Genomic DNA, 16,459 nt, shown 5'->3' with positions numbered 1-16,459 from the left:
TGTTGGTGGTGCTTTATGTGGGTGGTGGTTCTTTGTCCGGGTGCCGGGTGCCGGTCGGTGATTACTGCGACCCGCAGGGGGAGGTGCGCTCGGCGTCCAGCCAGGGCAGGTCGTGTCCCATCCGGTCGCGCTTGGTGCGCAGGTAGCGCAGATTGTGCTCGCCCGCCTGCACGGGCATCGGCTCCCGCCCGGTGACGCGCAGCCCGTGCCGCACCATCGCGGCGGTCTTCTCCGGGTTGTTCGTCATCAGCCGCAGCGACCGCACGCCGAGGTCGGTGAGGATCTGCGCGGCAGCCGCGTAGTCGCGCGCGTCCGCGGGGAGCCCGAGTTCGAGGTTGGCGTCGAGGGTGTCGCGGCCACGCTCCTGCAGCTCGTAGGCGCGCAGCTTGGACAGCAGCCCGATCCCCCGGCCCTCGTGTCCGCGCAGATAGAGCACGATGCCCCGCCCCTCCTGCTGGACGCGCTCCAAGGACGCCTCCAGCTGGGGCCCGCAGTCGCACCGCAGGGAGCCGAAGACGTCACCGGTCAGGCACTCCGAATGCACCCGAACGAGGACATCCTCGCCGCCCGCGGCGTCCACGAGGTCCTCCGGGCCGGTGATGTCGCCGGTGACCAGCGCGATGTGCTCCACGCCGTCGACGATGGAGCGGTAGCCGTAGGCGCGGAACTCGCCGTGCCGGGTGGGCAGCCGGGTCGCTGCCTCACGGCGCACGGTGGGCTCGGCGGAGCGGCGGTAGGCGATCAGGTCCTCGATGGAGATGATCCGCAGCCCGTGCTTGCGCGCGAACGGCACCAGTTCGGGCAGCCGCAGCATGGTGCCGTCCTCGCCCGCGATCTCCACGATGGCGGCTGCGGGCCGCAGCCCGGCCAGCCGGGCCAGGTCGACGCCCGCCTCGGTGTGCCCGGCGCGGACGAGCACCCCGCCCGGCTTGGCGCGCAGCGGGAAGGCGTGTCCGGGCCGGACGAAGTCCTCGGGGGTGGTGTCGGGGTCGGCGAGCAGCCGGATGGTGGCGGCGCGGTCGGCCGCCGAGATGCCGGTGGTGACGCCGTGCACGCTCGTCGCGTCGACGGAGACGGTGAACGCGGTGCCCATCGACTCGGTGTTCTCGGCGACCATCTGCGGCAGCGCCAGCCGGTCCAGGTCGGCGCCCTCCATGGGGGTGCAGATCAGGCCGCGGCACTCGCTCATCATGAACGCGACGAGCTCAGGGGTGACCAGTTCGGCGGCCATCACCAGGTCGCCCTCGTTCTCCCGGCTCTCGTCGTCGACGACCACGACCGGGCGCCCCTCGCCGATGTCGCGGATCGCCTCCTCGACAGGGTCGAGCGCGAGCGCGAACCCCGCGTCGGCCTCCGCCGGCTCCTCCGGGAGCGGGAGGCGCGGGGCAGGCGGCGCGTCGTACCAGTTCGGCAGCGCGGTCATGGGCGTGCTCCTTCCTTCGTGGTGCGCTTGGGTGGCGTGCTCCGCGTCCACAGCGCGGCTCCGGCTGCCGTTCACAGGGCGGCTCCTGCGGAGTGGAGCGCGGGCTCCGCGCGGGCTGCGGCCAGTGCGCGGGCATCCACGCGCGAGCGCAGCCACCAGGCGCGCAGGCCCCACAGGACGAGGCCGAGGTAGACGACGTAGACGAGGCCGGAGAAGGCCAGTCCGCTGCTGAAGGCGAGCGGCACCCCGACCACGTCCACCAGCAGCCAGGCGAACCAGAACTCGACCAGGCCACGGGCCTGGGCCACCATCGCGGCCAGCGTGCCGACGAAGATGTAGGCGTCCGCCCAGGGGCTCCACGAGAGGGCCGGGACGAGAGTGAAGAGGGTGCCGACGGCGGCGGTGCCCAGTGCGGTGCCGAGCGCCAGCAGGCCGCGTTCGCGCCAGGTGGCGAACCGTACGGCGATGGAGCCGTCCTGCGCCTGCTGGTTGCCGCGTCGCCACTGCCGCCAGCCCCACAGCGCCACCCCGATGACCAGGAGCTGCTTGCCGACGCCGCCTGCCAGTTGGGCTGAGGCGAAGGCGCCGACGAGTATCAGTCCGGACAGCAGCTGCGCGGGCCAGGTGCCTATGGAGCGCCGCCAGCCCAGCGCCAGCCCGAGCAGACCCATGATGTTGCCGAGCATGTCGGACCAGATGACGTGCTGACCGAAGGCGGCGAACGCCTCCTGGTTCAACCAGTGGAAACCGCTCATCGGGTCGCCTCGCTCCGGCGGAGTTCCTGCATGGGACCGCCCTGTGCGGGGCCCTGTGCCGAGGCGCCGAGCAGCCGCTCGACGTACTTGGCGAGGACGTCGACCTCCAGGTTGACCGGGTCGCCGGGCTGCTTGGTGCCGAGGGTGGTGAGCGCGAGCGTGGTGGGGATGAGGGAGACGGTGAAGTGGTCGTCGGTGGCCTCAACGACCGTGAGGCTGATGCCGTCCACGGTGATGGAGCCCTTCTCGACCAGGTACCGGCCCAGCCCCTCGGGCAGCCCGACCGCGATGTCCGTACCGCTGTCCGCGTCGTGCCGTGCCGTGATGGTGCCGGTGCCGTCGACGTGGCCCTGGACGAGATGGCCGTCCAGCCGTCCGCCGAGCGTCATGGGGCGCTCCAGGTTGACGGGCGAGCCCACAGCGAGCGCCCCGAGGCTGGAGCGGTGCAGGGTCTCGGCCATGACGTCGGCGGTGAACTCGCCGTCACTCGTCTCGACGACGGTCAGGCACACGCCGTTGACGGCGATCGAGTCGCCGTGCCGTACGTCAGCGGTGACCCGCGGTCCGCGCAGCCGCAGCCGGGCCGAAGTGCCCTGGTCCTCGACGGCGACGATCTCGCCCAGCTCTTCCACGATTCCGGTGAACACTCAGAACTCCTCGGACTGCTCGGACTGCTCGGTCTGTTCGGCGGTGGTGACGGCGGCGGCCGTGCGGGCCGTCTGGGGCGCCGTACTGCCGACGGCGGTGATCCGCAGGTCGGGGCCGAGCCGCACGGTGTCGCTCACCGTGAGCCGCAACGCCTGCGCGATGGTGCTGATTCCGGCCTCTCCCAGCGCGGGTCGCCCGGCGCCCAGCAGCACGGGCGCGATGTAGCCGACCACCCGGTCGACCAGCCCGGCGGCGACGAAGGAGCCCGCCAGGGTGGCGCCGCCCTCCAGCAGTACGGCCCGCACGTCGCGGGTCTGCAAGGCAGTCAGCAGCGCGTCCAGGTCGAGCCCTGCGCCGCCGTCCGCAGCGCGGGGCAACCGCAGCACCTCGGCCGGGCTCGCACTTGCGGCGGCCTCCAGCGCGGCGGTGTCCGCGTCCTGGGCGACGGCGATGAGAGTGGGCGCCGCATCGTCGAGCACGCGGGCTCCCGCCTTGACGACGGTCGCCTCGGTGTCGACGACGACGCGGAGCGGCTGGACGGCGCCGGGCACGTCGCGGACGGCCAGGTGCGGGTCGTCGGCGCGGGCGGTGCCGGAGCCGACGAGCACGGCGTCGGACTCGGCGCGCAGCCGGTGCACATCGGTACGCGCCTCGGCGGAGGTGATCCAGCGACTGGAGCCGTCGGCCGCGGCGGTACGGCCGTCGAGCGTGGCCGCGTACTTCCAGGTCACGTAGGGGCGACCGTGCAGTACGGAGGTCAGCCAGGCGGCGTTGCCTGCGGCGGCCTCGTCGGCCAGCAGCCCGCCCTCGACGTCGATGCCGGCGGCGGCGAGCGTCAGCGCCCCGCCCGCGGCGCCCGGGCTGGGATCGGAGACGGCGTAGACGACGCGGGAGACGCCGGCGTCGATGAGCGCCTGCGCGCAAGGGCCGGTGCGTCCGGTGTGGTCGCAGGGTTCGAGGGTGACGACAGCGGTGCCCCCGCGGGCGTCCTCGCCCGCTTCGGCGAGCGCGTGGACCTCGGCGTGCGGGCCGCCGGCGCGCTGGTGCCAGCCCTCCCCCACGATGCGGCCCGCCTGGTCGAGGACGACGCAGCCGACGACGGGGTTGGGGCTGGTGGCGCCGAGTCCCCGCGCGGCAAGAGCGATGGCACGGCGCATCGCGTCGCGCTCCGCCTGCGGCGCGTACGGCGCTTGGGGGTGGGGAGCCACCGGGTCCTCCTGCCTCTTCGGGCACGGACTCCGGGGCTGCTGCGGGACTTGGACGGACGCGTTTCCGGGAACGACGGCCGAAATGGGAGGGACCCGCTCCGGTTCTCTGCTGCGCTCCGGAACGGGACCGCCATCGACGGCGGTGCACCGGTTGCGGTCCGCCGCGCACTGCCTCCCATCCGGACTTTCACCGTCGGTCCAGGAATCTCACCTGGTCAACCGGCCGCTGGCTGCGGCCGGGTCGCGGACTGTAACCGCCGGTTCGGACTTTCACCGACCCCGGAGTGCGCTGACGTCACTGGTACGTCCCCCCAGCCTTCGGCCGGGAGGTACCCCCAGTCTGCCACGCGAGTGCGGGGGCTATGCGAGCGGCGGCTGTGTGGTGACTCACAGCAGCCCCGGGACAACACTGGGGTCGGCTGCCGACCCGGGAGTTCGAGCGGTACACGATCGGGGCACGATCTGCGCGGGCCCGCATCCATGGCCTGGATGCGCGCACGGACTCTTTGGGGGCGCAAAGGTGCGGCAGGGAGACGAGATGCGTACGGGCGAGAGCGGGCCGGAGCCGCAGGCAGGCGCGGGGGCGGAAACGCAGGCGGGTCCGCCCGGGTCCGCGTCCGGTGACGTGCCCCTCCGGCGCCCGGACCGCTCCGTACAGGCCGGGCGGGTGGCGGTCTCCGTGGTCTTCGCGGTGCACGGGATGGCCAGCGGCACGTTCGCCACCCGGATCCCCTGGCTGCGGGAACATCTCGACCTGAGCCCCGGCTGGCTGGGGCTGGCGCTGGTGTTCATGACGGCCGGCGCCTCCGCCGCCATGCCGCTCTCGGCGCGGCTGGCCCACCGCTACGGCCCGCGCCGCGCACTGGCCGCGGTCTCGCTGGCCTGCTGCGCCGGACTGGTGCTGCCGCCGCTCGCCCCGGCCCTGTGGTGGCTGTGCCTGGCACTGTTCGTGTACGGCTGCGGACTCGGCCTGATGGACGTCGCGATGAACGCCCAGGGAGTGCGGGTCGAGGCGGCGTACGGGCGCTCGGTGATGTCCGCGCTGCACGGCCTGTGGAGCGTGGGCACGCTGCTGGGCGGTGCGGGTGGCGTGCTGGCCGCGCACGCGGGGCTGGACGCGCGGGTGCACCTGGGAGTGGCGGCACCGCTGCTGGCCGTGGTGGCGGTGGTGGCGGCGCGGTGGACGCCCGGGGAGGAGCGAAGCCCCCGCGCGGATGCCGGGGACACGGCGGAAGCCCCGCCCCGCTTCGCGCTGCCCTCGCGCGGGGTGCTGGCGATCGGGCTGCTCGGCTTCTGCGCGGTGTTCGCCGAGGGCGCCTCGATGGACTGGTCCGGCATCTACCTGGCCGACGTGACGGGTGCCGGGCCCGGTCTCGCCGCCTCCGCGTACACGGCGTTCGCCTGCACGATGGCCCTCGCCCGGCTGTCCGGCGACGCCGTGGTGCGGCGGTTCGGGCCGGTCGCGACGGTACGGGCGGGCGGCGTGCTCGCGGCGGTGGGCGCGGCGCTGGTGGTGGCCGCGCGGACGCCGCCCGCTGCCGTCGCGGGGTTCGCACTGATCGGGGTGGGGATCGCCGTGGTCGTCCCGCTGTGCTTCGCGGCAGCCGGGCGCACCGCGCAGGCCGCTCCCGGCCAGGCCATCGCGGGGGTCGCCACCCTGGCGTACGCCTCGGGGCTTGCGGCTCCCGCCGCGGTCGGCTGGATCGCCGAGTCCACCTCCCTCTCGGGGTCCTTCGGCGTCGTCACGGTGCTGTTGCTGGGGCTGGTGGCCGGAGCGAGGGTGCTGCGCGCCTGAGGGCCGCCACCTCGCTTGCGCCCTCGCTTTGGGTGCGCCGTCGCGCCGTTGGGGCTTCGCGGATCGGCCCTGTGCGGGTGCGTCGTGGCTGGTCGCGCAGTTCCCCGCGCCCCTTCGGGGCGCGGGTTCGAACTAGTATGTGGGCCGATCAAAATCGGCCAACGGAACGGGAGCGACATGGGCGGGCTCGGCGTGCGGTGGAAGGTGCACGGCGACGGGCGCGTCCCGACGCCCGGCGCTGTGGTGCGGCCGGACGAGCGGCTGTCCTGGCCGCGGACGGCGGGGCTCGGTGCCCAGCATGTGGTGGCCATGTTCGGGGCGAGCTTCGTGGCTCCGGTGCTCATGGGGCTGGACCCGAACCTGGCCATCATGATGTCCGGGCTCGCGACGATGGTCTTCCTGCTCGCGACCCGCGGCCGGGTGCCGAGCTATCTGGGCTGCAGCCTCTCCTTCGTCGGGGTGGCCGCGGCCATCCGCGGCCAGGGCGGCAGCAGCGCCACGGTGACCGGCGCGATCCTGGTGGTCGGCGCCGTGCTCCTGCTCGTCGGTCTGGCCGTGCAGAAGTTCGGCGCGCGGATCATCCACGCGGTGATGCCGCCCGTGGTGACCGGCGCTGTCGTCATGCTGATCGGCTTCAACCTGGCGCCCGTCACCGCCTCGACGTACTGGCCGCAGGATCAGTGGACGGCGCTGCTGACCATGCTGCTGACCGGGCTCGCCGTGGTGTGTCTGCGCGGCTTCTGGTCGCGGATCGCGATCTTCCTGGGGCTGGTCGCGGGCTATCTGATGTCGTGGGCGTTCGACACCGTCTTCGGCCGAATCCATTCGCCGGACGCGAGCGGCAAGACGGTGGACCACTGGCGGCTGGTTCTCTCCGCCGTGGGCAAGGCGGACTGGTTCGGGCTGCCGTCCGTGCACGGCCCCGACTTCTCCTGGTCGCCCGTCCTGGTGGCGCTGCCGGTGGTGATCGCCCTGGTGGCCGAGAACGCGGGGCACGTCAAGGCCGTCGGCGAGATGACCGGCGATCCGCTGGACGACAAGCTCGGCACCGCGATCGCCGCGGACGGGGCAGGCAGCGTCCTGTCGACCGCGTTCGGCGGTCCCGCCACGACGACGTACTCGGAGAACATCGGCGTCATGGCCGCGACCCGGGTCTACTCGACGGCCGCGTACTGGGCCGCCGCCTGCTTCGCGCTGCTCTTCGGGCTCTGCCCCAAGTTCGGTGCCGTCGTCGCGGCCATCCCCGGCGGGGTGCTCGGCGGTATCACCGTGATCCTCTACGGAATGATCGGGCTCCTCGGCGCGCAGATCTGGCTCAGCAACGGCGTCGACATGCGCAACCCGCTGAACCTGGTGCCGGTCGCAGCGGGCATCATCATCGGCATCGGCAATGTCACGCTGAAATTCACCGACACCTTCGAACTCGGCGGCATCGCACTGGGCACCCTGGTCGTGCTCACCGGCTACCACGCCCTCAAGGCGCTGGCCCCGCCCCACCTCAAGACCCAGGAACCGCTGCTGGACGAGGGCACCAGCGACTACGACGAACCGAGCTGAGCCGAGCCCAGGCGCCCGGGCGCCGTCGCCTCGAAGTACCGCACCCGGTGGTCCTCCCCCACCACCCGCATGCCGACGGCGGTCATCACCCGCTGCGAGGCGAGGTTGTCGAGATCGGCGTCGGCCTTGACCAGGGTGACGCCGCGGGACCAGGCGAAGGCGAGCAGCGCGCGCAGCGCCTCGGAGGCGTAACCCTGCCCGCGCACCGAGGCGTTGAGGGCGTAGCCGAGGGTGACGGTGCCCTCCTCGTCGGGGAGCCGGTTGAAGCCGATGCCGCCGATGGCGCGGCCGTCGCTGCGGCGCCGTATCTCGTAGTTGCCGAAGGGGCGGGGGTCCCCGTCGGCCGCGCACGCCTTCAGCAGGTCCTCGGCGCCCTTCACATCCATGGAGTCCGGGTATTCGGCCCCCCACAGCTCTCCCTCGCCCGGTGTTCCGGCCACGATGCGCTCGGCTTCCTGAGGGCTCATGGGATGCAGCACGAGCCGTTCGGTGTGCAGGTCGGCCAGGGCATCGGTGGTGCCGGGTACGTCCGTCATGCCAGGTGACGTATCACGCGGGCGAGCCGCGCCGCACCCGAATTACCGGCGGCGCACACGTCCTCCGTCCGGGGGCCGTACGGGCCGGGCTGCCCTCATGGCGCGGAAGCGGCTGTCAGGCTGCGGGCATGACCTCTACGGACCAGTTGCCCGCGCAGCGCGCGCTGACCTCGGCAGCCATCGCCGAAGTGACGGCCCAGATGCGGGAGATCGGCGCGATACTGCCCCGGCAGGACGGCGTGGCGGTCTTCAACCGGGTGTACCTCTCGGTGACCGAGGAGCTGGAACGGCGCCTGATCGCGGGGCACTTCGAGGATCGGGCCGCCACCGGTGAGCTGGGCACCCGGTTCGCGCGGCGCTTCCTGGAGGCGGTGGACGCCGAGGCGGCGGGGCTGCGGGTGCCCTCCTGCTGGCGGGCACTCTTCCGCTTCCGGCGCCATCCCTCCGTCCATCCGCTCCAGTTCGCGCTGGCAGGCATCAACGCGCACATCGGCCACGACCTGCCGCTGGCGCTGGTGGACACCTGCCGGGCGCTGGATGCAACGCCCGACGACCTGGAGGCGGACTTCGAGCGGATCGGCGAACTGCTGACGGGCCTGGAGGAGCGCATCCGCGAGGAGCTGATGCCGGGCCCGGACCTGCTGGACGTGGCCGATCCGCTCACCCATCTGATCGGCTCGTGGAGTCTGGAGCGGGCACGTGCGGGCGCGTGGGTGTCGTTCCGGGCGATGTGGGGGCTGCGGGTGTGCGGCGACCTGCTGGAGGAGACGGCGGAGGGACTGGACGCCACCGTCGGTGTGGCCGGGCGCTGCCTGCTGACACCACTGTGGCACTGAACGTCAACCCGTACAGTCGGACGACCCGAGCAATCACCCTGCTACGGAGGCGAGATGGCACTGCGACTGGGCCTGGGGCTGCCGCAGACCGGAACCTACGACCTGACCAGAGACGTCACCGCGGTGGCGCGGGCGGCGGAGGAGCTGGGGTACGACAGCGTCTGGGTGCTGGAGCGGCTCATGCGTCCCGAGGAGCCGCTGGACGACATGTATCTGGTGCCCGGCCTGCGCTGGGCGGGGTACTTCCGGTCGGTCGCCGACCCGCTGGTCACCCTGTCGCTGGCGGCGGCCGTCACCGAGCGGGTGCGGCTGGGTTCTGCGGTACTGGTCGGCCCGCTGCACCAGCCGTTCCTGCTGGCGCGGGCGCTGGGGTCGCTGGATGCGGCCAGCGGCGGCCGGGTGATCGCGGGGCTGGGCACCGGCTGGTCCCGCGACGAGTACGCCGCAGTGGGCGCCGACCATGCCACCCGCGGCGCGGCGCTGGACGAACTGCTGGACGTGTGCGCCGCCGTGTGGGGCCCGGACCCGGCCGCGTACGAGGGGCGGCGGACCCGGTTCTCCCCCTCGGCGGTCGGCCCCAAGCCCCCCGGCCGGATCCCGGTGCTGCTGGCGGGCGGCAACGAGCGGGCGCTGCGCCGTCTGGTGCGGCGGGCCGACGGGTGGCTGCCCTCGATGCTCACCAACGAGCAGATCGCAGCCACCCGGTCCCGGATCGCCGAGCTGGCCCGCGAGGCTGGCCGGGACCCGGCCGAGCTGTCCACCACCCTGCGCACTTCGGTGCAGCTCACCGACCGCCCGGTCGACGGCAAGCGCCGCCCGCACCGGGGCAGTCTCGAACAGATCGTGACGGACCTGGCCGGCGCGGCGCGGGCAGGCGTCCAGGAAGTGCTGCTGGACGCCCAGTTGACCTGCGACGACGCGCAGGAGCTCATCGAGACGGCGAAGGCGCTGCGGGAAGCGGTGACCGAGGCCGGCCTGTAGGCCGGCCTCCCCGGGCCTCCCCGCACTCCCCGGTCAGTCCTCCGGGAGCCGCACCGGCTCGATCTCGTCGAAGACGTCGCCCGGCCCCGGGTTGCCGTGGTCGGTGGTGCCGCCCAGGTGGTGCATGACGCCCCAGACGGCGTTGAGCGCGGTCTGTACGGCGCCCTCCGCCCAGCCCGCGGTCCAGGAGATGTCGTCACCGGCGAGGAAGAGGCCGCGCCGGTCCGCGGGCAGCGTCTCCTGCATGAAGTGGGTGAACAGCCGCCGCTGGTAGCGGTAGTGGCCCGGCAGGTTCGCCTTGAACGCGCCGAGGAAGTAGGGCTCGTCCTCCCAGGAGACGGTGAGCGGATTGCCGGTGATGTGCTTGCGGATGTCGACGCCGGGATAGATCTCGCCGAGCGACTTGAGCATCACCTCCATCCGCTCGTTGGCGTCCAGCGGCAGCCACTTGAGGCTGTCGTCGCACCATGTGTACGACAGACAGATCACGGCCGGCTTGTCGGGCCCGTCGTCCAGCAGATAGGTGCCGCGCGTCATCCGGTCGGTCAGCGTCATGCTCATCGTGTCGCGCCCGGTTCGCGGGTCCGTGTCCAGCCAGAACGGGCGGTCGACGGGCACGAACAGCTTGGAGGACTCCATGTAGTGGGTGCGCTCCACCGCCGTCCAGTGGTCGATGGGCAGCAGCGCGTCGTCGCAGTCGATCCGGCTGAGCAGCAGCCACGACTGGGCGGTGAAGACGGCAGCGCGGTAGGTGCGGATGTCGCCGTCGGCGTCGGTGACCGTGACCCGGTTGCCCGCCGTACGGTGCAGCCTGGTGACGGCGGGCCGGTGCACGCCGCCGGGGTGCAGCGACTTGAGGCTGGTGCCCTGCGGCCAGTGGACGAGCTTGCCCGGCTCGCGCTCCCACAGCCGCAGCGGAAGCTGCTGGCAGCCGCCGACGATGCCGCGGTGGTCGTCGTCGGCGCCGGTGTAGACGACGCGCAGGATCTCCAGGATGGAGTTGGGGAAGTCGGTGTCCCAGCCGCCGGTACCGAACCCGACCTGGCCGAAGATCTCCCGGTGCCGGAAGGAGGCGAAGGCCGCCGAGTCGCACAGGAAGCCGTAGAAGGTCTGGTTGTCCAGCTTCTCCACCAGCCGGGACCAGATCTCGCGGATGCGGGGCACGTCCCGCTCGCGTATCGCCTGCTGCATCGCGGAGAAATCGGCGCCCTCCTCCAGGCACGCGTTCCACGCGTCCATCACCTGGTGGTAGACGGGCGGCAGGTCTTCAAGCGTACGGGCGTAGTGCGACTCGCCCTTGAGGTCCACGACGGTCGAGGGGGTGTCGGGCGCCAGCGGGTTGGGGAACGGCTCGGTCTCCAGGCCGACCAGGTCGATGTAGTGCTGGAGCGCGGTCGAGGACGGCGGGAAGCGCATGGCGCCCATCTCGGCGTGCAGCGAGGGGTCGCCGCCCTCGAACGTCGCCGTCCGCAGCCGCCCGCCGAGCTGGTCGGCCTCGTAGACGACCGGCTTGAGCCCCATCTTCATCAGCTCGTACGCCGCCACCAGCCCCGACAGCCCGCCGCCGATGACGGCGACCTCGGTCCCGTGCTCGGTCGGCGGTACGGCACCGAGACCGGCCGGGTGCGCGAGGAAGTCGTCGTAGGCGAACGGGAAGTCGGGGCCGAACATGGTCAGCGGACGCTGGGGGCGCTGCTGGGCTTCGTGCTGCTCGTCGTGCTCGTGGGCAGCAGTGGGCACGGTGGGCACGGTGGCGGTCATGCGGGTGTCGCTCCTGGGTGGTACGGGAGTTCTTGACGGCTTGCGCGGGTGCGGCTTCGAGAGCTAGCGCGCGTACAGCTCGGGGCGGCGGTCGGCCAGATACGGGTTGCGGTCACGGGAGGCACGCAGCGCCGCGAGGTCGGCGTCGGCCACCAGCAGGGCCTCGCCGCTGCCCGCAGCGCGCACCGGCACGGTGCCGTCGGGTGCGGCCAGGCAGCTCAGCCCCGCGAAGTCGAACTCGCCCTCGCGGCCCGCGCGGTTGGCGTACGCGACATACAGCTGGCTCTCCACCGCGCGGGCCACGACGAGGGTCTCGGCGACGGTTTCGTACGGGCGCATCAGCGCCGTCGGCACCAGCAGCACGTCGGTGCCCGCCAGCGCATGCGCGCGGACCGCCTCGGGGAACTCCACGTCGTAGCAGATCAGCAGCCCGAGCCGGAGCCCGTCCAGCTCCGCCTGCACGGGCAGCTGCTCACCGGGGGTGTAGCGCTTCGCCTCGTAAGGGCCGTACAGATGCGTCTTGCGGTAGTTCGCGAGTGCGGCGCCGTCCGGGCCGACGAGCTGTACGGAGTTGTGGATCGCGCCGTCCTCGCCACGTTCGGGGTACCCGTAGGCGACGGCGACGCCGTGCTGCCGGGCGATGCGGGAGACGGCCGCGGCGCTGGGGCCTTCGGCCGGCTCGGCCTGCCGGGCGGGGTCCTCGAGCGCGTAGCCGGTGAGGGAGAGCTCCGGCGTGACCAGCAGCCGGGCGCCTCGCGCCGCGGCTTCCCGGGCGGCGCTGTCGAGGGAGGTCAGGCCCGCGGAGCCCGGGGTGGAGGGCTGGGCATGGGTCTGGTGGAGAGCGATTCGCACGCCTTCGACGCTACGGTCGCCGTGGGTGCGCCACAAGCGGCGTATCTTGCGAGTTGACCCGCAGTTTGTTGCGCGTCAAGGCCGGGCGGCATCGATTTGTTGTGCGTGCGTGTGGCGTGTGCAGGCCCTCACAGCGGTGGGCCCGCGTTGTAGCGGCGCAGCAGCGGGGAGAGCACCAGCACGGACTTGGTGCGCTCGACGAAGGCTTCCCCGGCGATCCGTTCCAGCACGGCCTCGAAGTGCCGCATATCGGCGGCGAAGACCTGTACGAGCGCATCGGCCTCCCCGGTGACGGTCGAGGCCGCCGCCACCTCGGGATAGTGGGCCAGCGCCCGGTGGATGTCCTCCGGCGAGGTGCGGGAGCGGCAGTACATCTCGATGAATCCCTCCGTCTGCCAGCCCAGCGCCGAAGGGTCGACCCGCACCGTGAACCCCGTGATCGCCCCCCGCTCCCGCAGCCGGTCCACACGCCGCTTCACGGCGGGCGCCGACAGCCCGACCTCGGCTCCGATGTCTGCGTACGTACGGCGGGCATCCTCGGCGAGGGCGTGGACAATGCGTTCGTCGAGATCGTTCAGTGACACGGCGCTTAGTAGAACACGGCAGAAGCGCCGGACGAGCTTGCGTGCCCGGCATGGGGGACGCGCCTCGACGGCGCCGCACCCAGCGAAGGGGCGGCGCCGTCATCGCTACCTCACCAACTGGCGTGCAGGGGCTTGCCCTCCGCGTAGCCGGCAGCGCTCTGGACGCCGACGACGGCCTTCTCGGCGAACTCGTCCAGCGTCGCGGCGCCCGCGTAGGTGCAGGCGGAGCGGACGCCCGCGATGATCGAGTCGATCAGGTCCTCGACCCCGGGGCGGGCCGGGTCCAGGAACATCCGCGAGGTGGAGATGCCCTCCTCGAACAGCCCCTTTCGGGCCCGGTCGTACGCCGACTCCTCGGCGGTCCGGTTGCGTACGGCGCGCGCTGAGGCCATGCCGAAGGACTCCTTGTAGAACCGCCCGTCGGCGGACTGCTGGAGGTCGCCCGGCGACTCGTAGGTGCCCGCGAACCAGGAGCCGATCATCACATTGGAGGCACCGGCGGCCAGCGCCATGGCGACATCGCGCGGGTGCCGCACGCCGCCGTCGGCCCAGACGTGCTTGCCGTACTTGCGTGCCTCGGCGGCGCACTCCAGGACCGCGGAGAACTGCGGCCTGCCGACGCCGGTCATCATGCGGGTGGTGCACATGGCGCCCGGGCCGACACCGACCTTGATGATGTCGGCGCCCGCGTCGACGAGGTCGCGTACGCCCTCGGCGGCCACCACGTTGCCCGCCACGATCGGCACGGCCGGGTCGAGACCGCGGACGGCCTTCAGCGCCTCCAGCATGCCTTCCTGGTGGCCGTGCGCCGTGTCCACGACGAGGGTGTCCACACCCGCGTCGAGCAGCGCCTTGGCGCGGGCCACTGCCTCGCCGTTGATGCCGACGGCGGCGGCGACACGCAGGGCGCCGTCGGCGTCGACGGCGGGGTTGTAGAGGGTGGCCCGCAGCGCGCCCTTGCGGGTGAGGATGCCCACGAGCTTGCCGTCGGAGTCGACGGCGGGCGCGAACTTGAAGTGAGCGGAGTCGAGTTGGGTGAAGGCGTCCTGCGGGTCGATGTCCGCGTCGAGCGCCAACAGCTCGGAGGTCATCACCTCCGAGAGCTGGGTGAAGCGGTCGACGCCGGTCAGGTCCGACTCGGTGACGACGCCGACGGGCTTGCCGTCGCGGACCACGACACCGGCGCCGTGTGCCCGCTTGGGCAGCAGCGACAGCGCGTCGGCCACGGTCTGGGTGGGGGCGAGAGTGATGGGGGTGTCGAGGACATGATGCCGTCGCTTGACCCAGCCGATGACTTCGGTGACGACGTCGATCGGGATGTCCTGGGGGATCACCACGAGCCCGCCGCGGCGGGCCACGGTCTCGGCCATCCGGCGTCCGGCGATGGCGGTCATGTTGGCGACCACCAGCGGGATGGTGGTGCCGGTGCCGTCGGGCGAGGACAGGTCCACGCCCTGCCGGGAGCCGACCGCTGAGCGGTTCGGCACCATGAAGACGTCGTCGTACGTCAGGTCGTACGGGGGCCGCTGATCATTGAGAAAACGCACGTACTTCATTCTCCCACGTCCGCACATTTATGCGACCACGGACGATCCGCTGGAGTACGTGCGGTGCCCTGGTGGGATCGCACGAGGAGGTGACGGGGCCATGCGAAACGGTCACCAGGGGTGACGGCCCACCCGCCGACGGCAACTGCTCACGACGAGGGCCGCTCACGCAAAGTGACCGCTCACGACGAGTGACCGGCACCGCCCACCGGATCCGGCGCTGCCTCCTCCGCACGGGATATGGAGCCCTCATGCTGTGTGCTCGTGCTCCCCGCACGCCCGGCCTCCCGTCGCGTACGGCGGTCGGCCACCAGCCCCTTGAGGCCGCGTACGGCTGGCTCGGTCCAACGCGCGGTCAGCGGGCCGAAGATCACCAGGATCATCACGTACGCGGTCGCCAGCGGGGTGATCCGCGGATCCGTGCCCGCCGCGAGCCCCGCGATGACGATGGAGAACTCGCCCCGCGCCACCAGCGCCCCGCCGGCCCGCAGCCTGCCCTTGCTGCCCACGCCCGCGCGCCTCGCCGCGTACCAGCCGGTGATCACCTTGGTGACCGCGGTGATCACGGCCAGCGCCAGCGCGGGCAGCAGCACCGGGGGAATGTCGGCCGGTGCGGTGTTGAGCCCGAAGAAGACGAAGAACACGGCGGCGAACAGGTCACGCAGCGGGGTCAGCAGGCTGCGCGCGTTCTCCGCCGTCTCCCCCGAGAGCGCGATCCCCACCAGGAAGGCGCCGACGGCCGCCGAGACCTGGAGCTTGGCCGCGATACCGGCAATCAGCAGGGTCAGTCCGAGGACGACGAGGAGCAGCATCTCGGGAGTGTCGGAGCTGACGGCGCGGCTGATCTGGCGGCCGAACCGCAGCGCCGCGAACAGCACCAGGCCCGCGGTGCCGACCGCGACGAGCATCGTCACGCTTGTCCCCGCCACTCCGAGACCGGCCACCAGCGCGGTCAGCAGCGGCAGATAGAGGGCCATGGACAGGTCCTCGATGACGAGCACGCCCAGGATCACGGGCGTCTCCCGGTTGCCGAGCCTGCCCAGATCGGTGAGCACCTTGGCGATGACACCGGACGAGGAGATCCAGGTGACACCCGCCAGCGCCACGGCCGCGACCGGGCCCCAGCCCAAGAGCAGCGCGGCCACCGCGCCCGGCACCGCATTGAGCAGCAGGTCCACCAACCCGGACGGATACTGCGTCTTCAGGCTGGTGACCAGCTCGGACGCGCTGTACTCCAGGCCGAGCAGCAGCAGGAGCAGGATCACCCCGATCTCCGCACCGACCTCGATGAACCCCTCGCTGGCGGTCAGCGGGAAGAAACCGCCGTGCCCGAAGGCCAGGCCGCCCAGCAGGTACAGCGGAATCGGGGAGAGCCCGATCCGGCCCGCGAAGCGGCCGACCAGTCCCAGGCCCAGGATGACGGCGCCGAGTTCGATCAGCAGAACGGTGGTGTCGTGCACAAAGGGCCTTTCAGTTGTCCAGCGGCTGTCCAGTCCGGGTCAGGTGCCGGCGATGATCCGGGTCAGCTCGTCCACTCCCTCCCGGGTACCGACCGCGACCAGGGTGTCCCCGGCCTCCAGCCGGAAGTCCGGACTGGGCGAGGGAACCGCACCGGTACGGCGCAGCACGGCGACGATGGAGGCACCGGTGCGAGACCGCGCCTGGGTGGCGCCCAGCGGCTCCCCGCTGTACGGGGAGTGCCCGGACAGCGGGATGCGGACGGTGACCAGGTCGATCTCCATCTCGCACGTCCCCAGCCTGGGGCTCTCCCCCGGTGCGAGGATCTCCGCGAGGGAGGCGGCCTCCTCCTGGTCGAGCTGCACCGTCGCCTGGCAGGCGTCCGGGTCGTCCTCCCGGTAGAAGCCGAGGAACCTGCGGCCGTCCTGGTGTGCCACCACCGAGATGTGCCGGCCGGTCCGGGTGGTGATGTCGTACTGCTTGCCCAGCCCTGGCAGCTTGGTGCTCTTGGTCGTCAT

At 72.2% G+C, this 16,459-nt stretch carries 15 protein-coding genes and 1 riboswitch; of the genes, 4 read left to right on the top strand and 11 right to left on the bottom strand.

The annotated features are described in order from the left end of the window. Positions 1-61: 61 nt before the first annotated feature. The 4 genes from ACTWQF_RS12515 to ribD all read right to left on the bottom strand — a co-directional run bounded on the left by ACTWQF_RS12515 (position 62) and on the right by ribD (position 4,034). Positions 62-1,423, bottom strand: coding sequence for a bifunctional 3,4-dihydroxy-2-butanone-4-phosphate synthase/GTP cyclohydrolase II (locus tag ACTWQF_RS12515; protein ID WP_443279392.1), 1,362 nt, complete (start codon positions 1,421-1,423; stop codon positions 62-64). 71 nt (positions 1,424-1,494) lie between these two features. Beyond that, complete coding sequence (locus tag ACTWQF_RS12510) at positions 1,495-2,178, bottom strand: nicotinamide mononucleotide transporter family protein (RefSeq protein ID WP_443279391.1); 684 nt, start codon at positions 2,176-2,178, stop codon at positions 1,495-1,497. After that, positions 2,175-2,825 carry a riboflavin synthase gene (locus ACTWQF_RS12505; protein ID WP_443279390.1) on the bottom strand — a complete coding sequence of 217 codons (651 nt, stop codon included), beginning with the start codon at positions 2,823-2,825 and terminating at the stop codon, positions 2,175-2,177. The genes ACTWQF_RS12510 and ACTWQF_RS12505 overlap by 4 nt, the downstream gene beginning before the upstream one ends. Beyond that, entirely contained in the window at positions 2,826-4,034 is a 1,209-nt protein-coding gene (ribD, locus tag ACTWQF_RS12500; protein ID WP_443279389.1) for a bifunctional diaminohydroxyphosphoribosylaminopyrimidine deaminase/5-amino-6-(5-phosphoribosylamino)uracil reductase RibD, read from the bottom strand. A gap of 161 nt (positions 4,035-4,195) precedes the next feature. After that, positions 4,196-4,326: riboswitch (FMN riboswitch) on the bottom strand. Positions 4,327-4,572: 246 nt separating this feature from the next. Between ribD and ACTWQF_RS12495 the strand changes: the two genes are divergently transcribed. Both ACTWQF_RS12495 and ACTWQF_RS12490 read left to right on the top strand, forming a co-directional pair. Further along, a complete protein-coding gene (locus ACTWQF_RS12495; protein ID WP_443279388.1) occupies positions 4,573-5,829 on the top strand; it encodes an MFS transporter in 1,257 nt (418 codons plus the stop codon). Between the two features lie 177 nt (positions 5,830-6,006). Beyond that, the gene (locus tag ACTWQF_RS12490; protein WP_443279387.1) at positions 6,007-7,386 is read left to right on the top strand and encodes a uracil-xanthine permease family protein; all 1,380 of its coding nucleotides are present in this window, start codon (positions 6,007-6,009) and stop codon (positions 7,384-7,386) included. Here ACTWQF_RS12490 and ACTWQF_RS12485 read toward each other — a convergent pair. Continuing rightward, the gene (locus ACTWQF_RS12485; RefSeq protein WP_443279386.1) at positions 7,368-7,922 is read right to left on the bottom strand and encodes a GNAT family N-acetyltransferase; all 555 of its coding nucleotides are present in this window, start codon (positions 7,920-7,922) and stop codon (positions 7,368-7,370) included. The genes ACTWQF_RS12490 and ACTWQF_RS12485 overlap by 19 nt on opposite strands. Before the next feature lie 128 nt (positions 7,923-8,050). Between ACTWQF_RS12485 and ACTWQF_RS12480 the strand changes: the two genes are divergently transcribed. Together ACTWQF_RS12480 and ACTWQF_RS12475 are read left to right on the top strand one after the other, a co-directional pair. Then, entirely contained in the window at positions 8,051-8,758 is a 708-nt protein-coding gene (locus ACTWQF_RS12480) for a DUF5995 family protein (protein ID WP_443279385.1), read from the top strand. Between the two features lie 54 nt (positions 8,759-8,812). Continuing rightward, positions 8,813-9,739, top strand: coding sequence for a TIGR03619 family F420-dependent LLM class oxidoreductase (locus ACTWQF_RS12475; protein WP_443279383.1), 927 nt, complete (start codon positions 8,813-8,815; stop codon positions 9,737-9,739). Between the two features lie 33 nt (positions 9,740-9,772). Here ACTWQF_RS12475 and ACTWQF_RS12470 read toward each other — a convergent pair whose 3' ends face one another. From ACTWQF_RS12470 to ACTWQF_RS12445, 6 genes are all read right to left on the bottom strand, one after another. Next, entirely contained in the window at positions 9,773-11,500 is a 1,728-nt protein-coding gene (locus ACTWQF_RS12470; protein WP_443279381.1) for a flavin monoamine oxidase family protein, read from the bottom strand. 63 nt (positions 11,501-11,563) lie between these two features. Beyond that, positions 11,564-12,352 carry a carbon-nitrogen hydrolase family protein gene (locus ACTWQF_RS12465; protein ID WP_443279379.1) on the bottom strand — a complete coding sequence of 263 codons (789 nt, stop codon included), beginning with the start codon at positions 12,350-12,352 and terminating at the stop codon, positions 11,564-11,566. Between the two features lie 128 nt (positions 12,353-12,480). Then, complete coding sequence (locus ACTWQF_RS12460; protein WP_443248846.1) at positions 12,481-12,936, bottom strand: Lrp/AsnC family transcriptional regulator; 456 nt, start codon at positions 12,934-12,936, stop codon at positions 12,481-12,483. A 110-nt stretch (positions 12,937-13,046) separates the two neighbouring features. After that, positions 13,047-14,492, bottom strand: a complete 1,446-nt coding sequence (locus ACTWQF_RS12455; RefSeq protein WP_443279377.1) for a GuaB1 family IMP dehydrogenase-related protein — start codon at positions 14,490-14,492, stop codon at positions 13,047-13,049. 173 nt (positions 14,493-14,665) lie between these two features. Then, on the bottom strand, positions 14,666-15,943 hold the full coding sequence (locus tag ACTWQF_RS12450) for a cation:proton antiporter (protein ID WP_443279376.1): 1,278 nt from the start codon (positions 15,941-15,943) through the stop codon (positions 14,666-14,668). 39 nt (positions 15,944-15,982) lie between these two features. Further along, positions 15,983-16,459 (bottom strand): cation:proton antiporter regulatory subunit, encoded by a 477-nt coding sequence (locus tag ACTWQF_RS12445; RefSeq protein ID WP_443248843.1) that lies wholly within the window; start codon positions 16,457-16,459, stop codon positions 15,983-15,985.

The sequence above is a fragment of the Streptomyces sp. 8N114 genome, from assembly GCF_052245835.1.
Classification (GTDB): Bacteria; Actinomycetota; Actinomycetes; order Streptomycetales; family Streptomycetaceae; genus Streptomyces.
This window is presented reverse-complemented; position numbering and strand designations above follow the sequence as displayed.

Excerpts from the sequence above, each read along its gene's own strand:
- ACTWQF_RS12515 (WP_443279392.1), bottom strand. The coding sequence starts at position 1,423 with ATGACCGCGCTGCCGAACTGGTACGACGCGCCGCCTGCCCCGCGCCTC.
- ACTWQF_RS12510 (WP_443279391.1), bottom strand. The coding sequence starts at position 2,178 with ATGAGCGGTTTCCACTGGTTGAACCAGGAGGCGTTCGCCGCCTTCGGT.
- ACTWQF_RS12495 (WP_443279388.1), top strand. The coding sequence starts at position 4,573 with ATGCGTACGGGCGAGAGCGGGCCGGAGCCGCAGGCAGGCGCGGGGGCG.
- ACTWQF_RS12490 (WP_443279387.1), top strand. The coding sequence starts at position 6,007 with ATGGGCGGGCTCGGCGTGCGGTGGAAGGTGCACGGCGACGGGCGCGTC.
- ACTWQF_RS12485 (WP_443279386.1), bottom strand. The coding sequence starts at position 7,922 with ATGACGGACGTACCCGGCACCACCGATGCCCTGGCCGACCTGCACACC.
- ACTWQF_RS12480 (WP_443279385.1), top strand. The coding sequence starts at position 8,051 with ATGACCTCTACGGACCAGTTGCCCGCGCAGCGCGCGCTGACCTCGGCA.
- ACTWQF_RS12475 (WP_443279383.1), top strand. The coding sequence starts at position 8,813 with ATGGCACTGCGACTGGGCCTGGGGCTGCCGCAGACCGGAACCTACGAC.
- ACTWQF_RS12470 (WP_443279381.1), bottom strand. The coding sequence starts at position 11,500 with ATGACCGCCACCGTGCCCACCGTGCCCACTGCTGCCCACGAGCACGAC.
- ACTWQF_RS12455 (WP_443279377.1), bottom strand. The coding sequence starts at position 14,492 with ATGAAGTACGTGCGTTTTCTCAATGATCAGCGGCCCCCGTACGACCTG.
- ACTWQF_RS12445 (WP_443248843.1), bottom strand. The coding sequence starts at position 16,459 with ATGACGACCAAGAGCACCAAGCTGCCAGGGCTGGGCAAGCAGTACGAC.